This window comes from Wolbachia endosymbiont of Drosophila barbarae, assembly GCF_044752445.1.
GTDB lineage: Bacteria > Pseudomonadota > Alphaproteobacteria > Rickettsiales > Anaplasmataceae > Wolbachia > Wolbachia pipientis.
On sequence record NZ_JBIXJM010000024.1, the window covers coordinates 1 to 1,010 of the forward strand.

Consider the following 1,010-nt stretch of genomic DNA (forward strand, 5'->3'; position numbering starts at 1 on the left):
ATTTGGAGAATGGACTTCATATTTTGCAATATCATGTTGAAGGTCTACTTTTTCGCATAGTGATAAAAGTTCTCTTGAAATTAGTGCTTTTTCCTTATGTTCGGTAAGAATATTACGAATCCTCGTTTGCTCGATATTATCAATGTTCTCTATAATATTATTCAATGAATCAAATTCATCCAGTAATTTAGCTGCAGTCTTCGGACCTATTCCCGGAACGCCTGGAATGTTGTCAGATGCATCACCAGTTAGAGAAAATAAATCAAGAAGCTTGTGTGAGTTTACACCAAATTTTTCTATTACTTGTTTTTCATCTATGTATATATTTTTAATAGGATCAAATATTAGAATGTTGTAATTCAAAAGCTGGAACAAATCTTTATCTGATGAAACGACTACCACTTTAAAGTCTTGGTGGTTGGCGTATTTTGCAGCTAGTGTTGCGATTATATCATCTGCTTCATAACCTTCAATCTCTTCATAGCTGAGGTTAAAAGCTTCTACCGCTTCCCTCAGTATGGTGAACTGTGGAGTTAGATCCTCAGGAGGCGTTACTCTGTTTGCTTTGTATTCAGAATATAAATTGTGCCTAAAATTCTTTTTCCCTGCATCAAGTGCTATAGTTAAGTAGTCCGAATGGGCAATGTACTTAAGAACCATATTCAGAAAGCCATATACACCACCTATTGGCATTCCTGTTGTGGTAATTAAGTGAGGTAGTACATAGTAAGCTCTGAAAAGAAAACCATAGCCATCGATGATTGTGAAAGTTTTTTCTTTCATTGTAGATATTTATGCGTGCTTTTGATGGTCCACTATTTAGCTGAGAAAATCAAGTTTTTGTTTTTCTGCTTTTGAGCGTTGTAAGAGATTTTACCGAAAATAGCATTCATGATGGGGATGTACACATATGTAATATCAAAACCTAGTAGAAGAAATTTGACCTTACCCAGAAAAAGTGGAGAGAAAGTTTGGAATGTTTTTTACAAAAAGAATGATGCATCAAATTG

1 protein-coding gene is annotated in these 1,010 nt (G+C 34.6%); it reads right to left on the minus strand.

All coding sequences use genetic code 11. The features are described 5' to 3' along the window. Window positions 1-783: 5'-3' exonuclease H3TH domain-containing protein (locus ACIPNH_RS00250; protein ID WP_400770799.1), on the minus strand; the 783-nt coding region annotated here is incomplete at its 3' end. Between the last annotated feature and the right edge of the window lie 227 nt (window positions 784-1,010).